A 6,110-nucleotide genomic window follows, 5' to 3' on the forward strand; every position below is an offset into this window, starting at 1 on the left:
CCTCGGGCTACGCCCTCACGCCACTCCCCCCGGCATGTAACACGATGGCCTGGTTTTACGCCGCCGAATGGCCGACTTTTGCTCCGCCGTTGACACAAGAATGCATATTCACTAAGGTTCAAGAGGTCAGATAATAAAATGACAATCAGGGGAGGAACTATGTTGGTTACCCATAAAAATACGCGTATTCGTAAAGCATTATTTGCCGGAACGGCAATCACCCTTGGCATGATGTCAAGCAATGCCTTCGCGCAGTCCACGGCATCGGCCACCGCTGCCGATACGGCGGAAGATGTTACGAGCGCCGGCATCCAGGATATTGTCGTCACGGCGCAAAAACGTGAAGAGAGACTGCGTGACGTCCCCGTTTCGATACTCGCCGTCTCCGGCGAGAAGTTGCAGGATGCCAACATCGCGCGATTGACCGATCTGGTCACTATCGTTCCAAACTTCACCCTGTCGCTGGCCGGTAACGCTCCGACCACAAACCTGCGCGGGTTCGGTACCTATGGAACGCAATTCGCACAATCGGTCGGCAAATTCACCGACAACGTGTCCTACAGCCGCGATCTTCATGCGCGCCTTCCGCTTTTCGACATTGAACGGGTCGAAGTTCTCAAGGGACCGCAGGTTCTCCTATACGGCAACAGCACGACCGCTGGCGCGTTGAACATTACGACAAAGCAGCCTGGGTCGGAGTTCGAGGCTGATGCATCGGCATCTTATGAATTCAACCACGACGAAACGATCGTCCAGGGCGGCGTCACGGTGCCGCTCAGCGACTGGGCAAGCTTTCGCGTCGCGGGCTTCTTTCAAAACCTCGACAAGGGCTGGCTCCGTAACAATTTCACCGGCCGTGACGAACCAACATTCCGCAACCGGGCGGTCCGCGGTACTCTTCGCCTGACGCCAACCAACGACCTGACGATCTCGCTCAAGGCCGAATATGACCGCGTGCGCGACAATGGCGGCACCGGGCAGCAGATCAGACAGTCGACTAATCCGAACCGACAGCAGACGGACATCACGCTCGACGATTACAGGACGTCGACGGCCTCCGGCGCCCCGTTCTTCTCGCCCGAATTTGTGGAGGTGCGGCACGAGACATATCAGGCCGATATCAGCTATGATGCAGGCGTCGGGACGATCAGTTCTACCACTGCGTATCTGAACACGCGAGCCGGCGGGTCGCAGAGCAACACGTCCGATCTGCCCGACTATCTCAACTTCCTGTTCACGCACTATCAGCAGTTTAGCCAAGAATTGCGCTTCACTGTGAACACGGGAAGCATTGATTACACCTTTGGTGGTTATTTCGAAGACAATAAATATAAAGCCGCATCCGTGCTCGATGCGAACTTTCCGGCCATCGCCGTTCCCCTGCCAGCTTTGGGGCGCTACGTGGACATCGACCAGCGCAACAAAAATTACTCCGTTTTTGCAAACCTTACTGCGCATTTGACGGACGAGTTCAGTGTAACTGCCGGTGCACGCTACGCCATCCTCCACCAGAATACGGACCAATCGTCCTTGGCAGCGCCATTGGTCACCAATGTCACTTTCGACACGTCCCAGGCTGATGTGCTGGCACAAACTGATCCAGCGCTATGTGCGCTCGTGCAGGCCGGGTTTGCCGCGGTTTGCCATGAGTTCAAGGATCTCAAGCGCAAGGAATATCATTTCCAGCCGCAGGTCGTGATCCAGTACAAGCCGAACAGCGACATCATGTTCTACGGCAAATTCGTGAAGGGCGCCAAGCAGGGCGGGGTGGATATTGCGTATGGCGGCACTCCGGCGAACGGTGTCAGCCGCGAAGAGGCTATGTTTGCGCCTGAGACTGCAACGTCGTTCGAAGTCGGCGTGAAAGGGATCACGGGCGACCGCATGCTCGAATATTCTCTCGGTGTCTTCCGAACCACGTTTGAGGATCTGCAACTCTCGGCCTTCCTCGGGACATCGCAATTTACGACCAACGTAGGCAAGGCCCGGACCCAGGGCGTCGAAGCCGAAGTCACATTCGTGCCGGTGACCGGTCTGCGCATCAATGCGACTGCGAACTATCTCGACGCAACGTTCAGGGATTTTCCCAATGGTGTGTGCACGGTGGAACAAATCGAGGCAGCGCCCCCGGGAACGGTCTGCATGCAGGACTTGTCCGGGAGACCCACACCGTTCCAGTCGAAGTATAGCGGGACCCTGAACGTCTCCTATGATATCGAGGCTGGCGATCTGCGCGTCACGCCGGGCGTCTCGGTTATGGCCAAATCTGGATATTATGTCGGCACGAACGACGATCCGCTCGGCTATCAAAAGGGCCTGGCATTGGTTGACCTGAACCTCGCCGTGACTCCGGTCGATTCCTGGTGGAAAGCATCGGTATTCGTGCGCAATCTCACCGACAAGGCCTACAAGGAATATGGTGTCGCCACGGCACTGATCCCAGGTGGCTACAGCATCTATATGAGCCGCGGGAGAAGCATCGGCGTGCAAGTGGGCGCACGCTTCTGACCAGCTTGCCTCCGCCCGCGCAAGCTGGCGGAGGCAGGCTCTCCCACCGGTGCGGGACTGGTTCCCGCACCGGCTTTCCGTTCGTTCGGCGGCTCACGACATGGTATGGTGGGTTGCCAAGGTCCATGCTACCCGGTCCTAAACAGCAAGGGATCGGCCAAGTGGTTTCCAATGAAAAGAGTGTCAAACGTCGCGGGATCCAATCCGTTGGGGTAGGGTTGCGTGTCCTGTCCGCGCTCGCGTCACAAAAGGGAGCCGCCAATCTATCGTCAATCGCCCAAGCGGCAGCGCTTTCGGCGAGCCAGACGCATCGCTATCTCAGCAGCCTCATGGAAGCTGAGATGGTCAAACAGGAACAGCGCTCCGGCCTGTACGATTTAGACGCCGGAGCTATACGGCTTGGTCTGGCGGCTTTGTCTCGAATAGATATTTTCGCGATGGCCGATGACGTCTTCGCACAGTTCGCGAAGGATTCCGGACGCACCTGCCTCGTGGCCATTTGGGGCGACGCCGGACCGACAATTATCCGCTGGTTCGATGGTACGCCTCCTGTAATCACCTCACTGGCGATCGGATCCGTGCTCCCTCCGCTCCGCTCGGCAACGGGACGCGTTTTTTGTGCCTTCGGCGATCCAGCCCTTATTGAACGGATTGGGAAGACCGTTATGCGCGCAGAAAAGCGCGCGATCGGGGATGCGAATGCAATTCTGGACGACGTTCGAGCATCTGGACTTGCTATGGTGAAGGGCGATCTCATCCCGGGTCTTCGCGCTGTCGCGGCGCCGGTATTCGATCTCCAGGGACGTTTGGTATTAGTTGCCTCGGCCCTGGCCTATGAAGGAATGCTAGCACCGGATGACAACGCAATTGCTCCACAACTGCTTGCGTCCTGCAAGCAGTTAACGGAGGCGCTTGGCGGAAAGTGGCCACTTGAATCCGCTTCGGGGTCGCCTTCGCGGCGGCGCGGCGGTGCCAAAGAGAGCCATACCGACTGAAAGTCTGGAAGCGCGTCGAATATTCTCGCGCGATTGCCAAATCATGGCGTCGGGCGCGGCGACTCAATGAGCTTTATTCAATGAGTCATTGAATGCTGCCGCAGGCCGCAGGCCACGATGGGTGATTCAACTGCATATTCCCTCCCGTAGGAGTTGGCGCTTGGCCAGATCGGCCGTTTGAAGGCGCGCTGATGACCGCCGGCCAATGCCGACAATCCAGATTGGCGCATGACGGGGGGTGTGCGGTTCCCATTGCGTGCCGCCCCTTATCGCGACAGCCGAACGGAAGTTTGGGGTTTAGAAGTTGCCTCGCCGTGCGGCTCCCGGGTTGAGCGGCGATCGCTGGCGCAAGAGCGACGTGTGCCGCGGCTGTCCAATTCGCGAACTGTTGGCGAGATCAACGAGGATGGACGAATCGTTGCTCGTTCGATCGACGGACCGACGGTTTTCTTCCGATTCCGTCGGTCGGAAGAAGCTTGAAGTTCAGGATTCTATTGCGGATTCTCTGCAAAAAACCCGGCCGCAATTTTACCCGATGTAAAAAGCATTGCATTATACGGAAATCTAGCTAGCTATGCCCAAGGCGTTTCAGCGCCCTGCATGCCTTGCGGCTGCCAAGACCAAAGAGGCCCATTGGGAAGAGGACATGACACTAGATGTCAGCACAGCACTCGCCGGCTCTTACGCGTGCCTGCGCCAGCGCCCTTCGGGACATTCAGCTATTTTTGATTTCGCAGCAGCATGCTGCTGGCCAAATTTACTTGAACGCACCGGCGTATTCGGCGCGGCAAGCTCTTCTGCTGGAATAGGAGCGGCGAAACCCATGAGCCTTCCCGTTTGAGAGGTCGGCAGGGACGTCGGATTTTGATGAAATTCAGAACGATTAGATAGGAATAAGGGGAGGTAAGTATGAAGTTCGATAAGGTTTTTACCGTGACGTCCCTGAGCGTCGCGATGGTCGCGCTGACTTTTCCGGTCAACGCGTCGGCGCAGAGCGAGGATACGGCTCCGACGCAAAAGCCGTCCAGTGAGACACAAGGCTATGAAGACATTGTCGTGACGGCGCGGCGCACATCCGAAAGCCTGCAAAATGTCCCGGTTGCCGTGACCGCTCTTTCCGGCTCAGCGCTTGCGGACCGCTCGGTGACGAATTTGTCCGAGGTCACGCAATCAGTTCCCAACATGCTGAGCGCAGGCTCCGGCAATGGCGGTTCAGCCGGCCAATTCTTTCTTCGCGGTGTTGGCCAGGGCGACTTCACTGTCAACATGGATCCGGGCGTGGCCATCTATATTGACGGCGTTTATTATCCACGCACGCAAGGCGCCAATCTCGACCTGGTCGATGTCGAACGTGTCGAGGTTCTTCGAGGGCCGCAGGGCACGCTCTATGGCAAGAACGCCACTGGCGGTCTTATCAGTTACATCACGCGCTCGCCAGATGCTCCCGAGCGCATGCAGGCTATGATGGAAGTCTCATCGCGCAACGGGTTGCGCGGACAGTTTTCATTCAACCGCGAATTGTCGGATAACGACACGCTCTATATTGGCGGTTCGGTCGTTGGGCTGACGCAGGATGGCTGGGGCGACGTGCTCGTAGCGCCAACGAATACGTCCAAGCTAGGCTTGGGAAAAGGCAACTTCAACAAGCGGCAATCGGTAAGTGGACGCTTGTCGTTGCTCTTCCGCCCTTCCGACGCGCTAAAGTTCACAGTCCGCGGAGACATGACGGAACAGAACGGCGCGGGGCCAGCGGTGGTCTTGCTCGCTGCCACCCCGGGCACGACGACCAGTAATTTGGTGTCAGAGGAGCAACGTGCCGATATCGGCAAGTTTGACCGTTTCTATTCGGATTATCGGCCGCCGAACGACCTCAGTCTGCGCGGTATCTCGCTGACTGGCGAACTGGATTTGGGCGGTGCAACCTTGAAATCGATCACCGCTTATCGCACACTGAAGCAATCGGCCGGTTTGGACTTTGACGCGACCGACAAGGCGATCGCCAATTATGGGCAGAAGGTCTGGCAGAACCAGTTCAGTCAGGAACTGCAGCTCAATGGATCGTCCTTTGATGGAGCGCTCGACTGGATCACCGGTGCCTATTTCCTGCGTGAGAAGCTGAGCCAGGAGCTCACGCTGGAAGGAACGGCGGCCCCTGCCACGCTTTCGGGAGGGACGGTCCAGTTCCAGGATGTCACTCCGCTGACAAAATCTGGCCTGCTGCCGGTTTGATGGACACCGAGAAAAGGTGTTTTATCGAACTGGAGGACCAACATGGAACGAAGGAAGTTTACGCGCGAGTTTAAGCTCGAGGCAGTGAGGTTGATCAAGGAGCGCGGTGTCAGCGTTTCACAGGCATCGCGGGATCTTGCTGTGCACCAGACGGTGCTGCGCAACTGGGTGCGCGATTTTGGCAGCGATCCGGCATCGGCATTTCCGGGGCATGGCCAGATGAAGCCGGAGCAGCTGGAGATAGCGCGTTTGCGCAAGGAAGTGGCGAAGCTCAAGGCGGAGCTGAGAACGGCGGAGCAATATTCGACCACGGTAGCGGCGGGATAGTCCTGCTGCGGGCGGCGTAAAAGTCGTCCACCTTGAAGCCTTTCTGCCGAG

Annotated in this window: 4 protein-coding genes and 1 pseudogene; 4 read left to right on the forward strand and 1 reads right to left on the reverse strand. The window is 57.6% G+C overall.

Features of this window, described 5'->3' with window-relative positions:
• Positions 1–159: 159 nt before the first annotated feature.
• Both FHS92_RS17915 and FHS92_RS17920 read left to right on the forward strand, forming a co-directional pair.
• On the forward strand, positions 160–2,508 hold the full coding sequence (locus FHS92_RS17915; RefSeq protein WP_184081932.1) for a TonB-dependent receptor: 2,349 nt from the start codon (positions 160–162) through the stop codon (positions 2,506–2,508).
• A 161-nt stretch (positions 2,509–2,669) separates the two neighbouring features.
• Positions 2,670–3,503 (forward strand): IclR family transcriptional regulator, encoded by an 834-nt coding sequence (locus tag FHS92_RS17920; RefSeq protein ID WP_161786575.1) that lies wholly within the window; start codon positions 2,670–2,672, stop codon positions 3,501–3,503.
• A 681-nt stretch (positions 3,504–4,184) separates the two neighbouring features.
• Here FHS92_RS17920 and FHS92_RS18185 read toward each other — a convergent pair.
• Positions 4,185–4,328, reverse strand: a complete 144-nt coding sequence (locus tag FHS92_RS18185; RefSeq protein ID WP_216314680.1) for a hypothetical protein — start codon at positions 4,326–4,328, stop codon at positions 4,185–4,187.
• 84 nt (positions 4,329–4,412) lie between these two features.
• Between FHS92_RS18185 and FHS92_RS17930 the strand changes: the two genes are divergently transcribed.
• Positions 4,413–5,732 (forward strand): TonB-dependent receptor, encoded by a 1,320-nt coding sequence (locus tag FHS92_RS17930; RefSeq protein ID WP_037557551.1) that lies wholly within the window; start codon positions 4,413–4,415, stop codon positions 5,730–5,732.
• Positions 5,733–5,774: 42 nt separating this feature from the next.
• Positions 5,775–6,014: pseudogene (locus FHS92_RS17935) on the forward strand (transposase); the annotation flags it as partial.
• Positions 6,015–6,110: the final 96 nt, after the last annotated feature.

Origin of the sequence: Sphingobium subterraneum, from assembly GCF_014199435.1 — a bacterium.
In the GTDB taxonomy this organism is placed as follows: Bacteria; Pseudomonadota; Alphaproteobacteria; order Sphingomonadales; family Sphingomonadaceae; genus Sphingobium; species Sphingobium subterraneum.

Excerpts from the sequence above, each read along its gene's own strand:
- FHS92_RS18185 (WP_216314680.1), bottom strand. The coding sequence starts at position 4,328 with ATGGGTTTCGCCGCTCCTATTCCAGCAGAAGAGCTTGCCGCGCCGAAT.
- FHS92_RS17930 (WP_037557551.1), top strand. The coding sequence starts at position 4,413 with ATGAAGTTCGATAAGGTTTTTACCGTGACGTCCCTGAGCGTCGCGATG.
- FHS92_RS17915 (WP_184081932.1), top strand. The coding sequence starts at position 160 with ATGTTGGTTACCCATAAAAATACGCGTATTCGTAAAGCATTATTTGCC.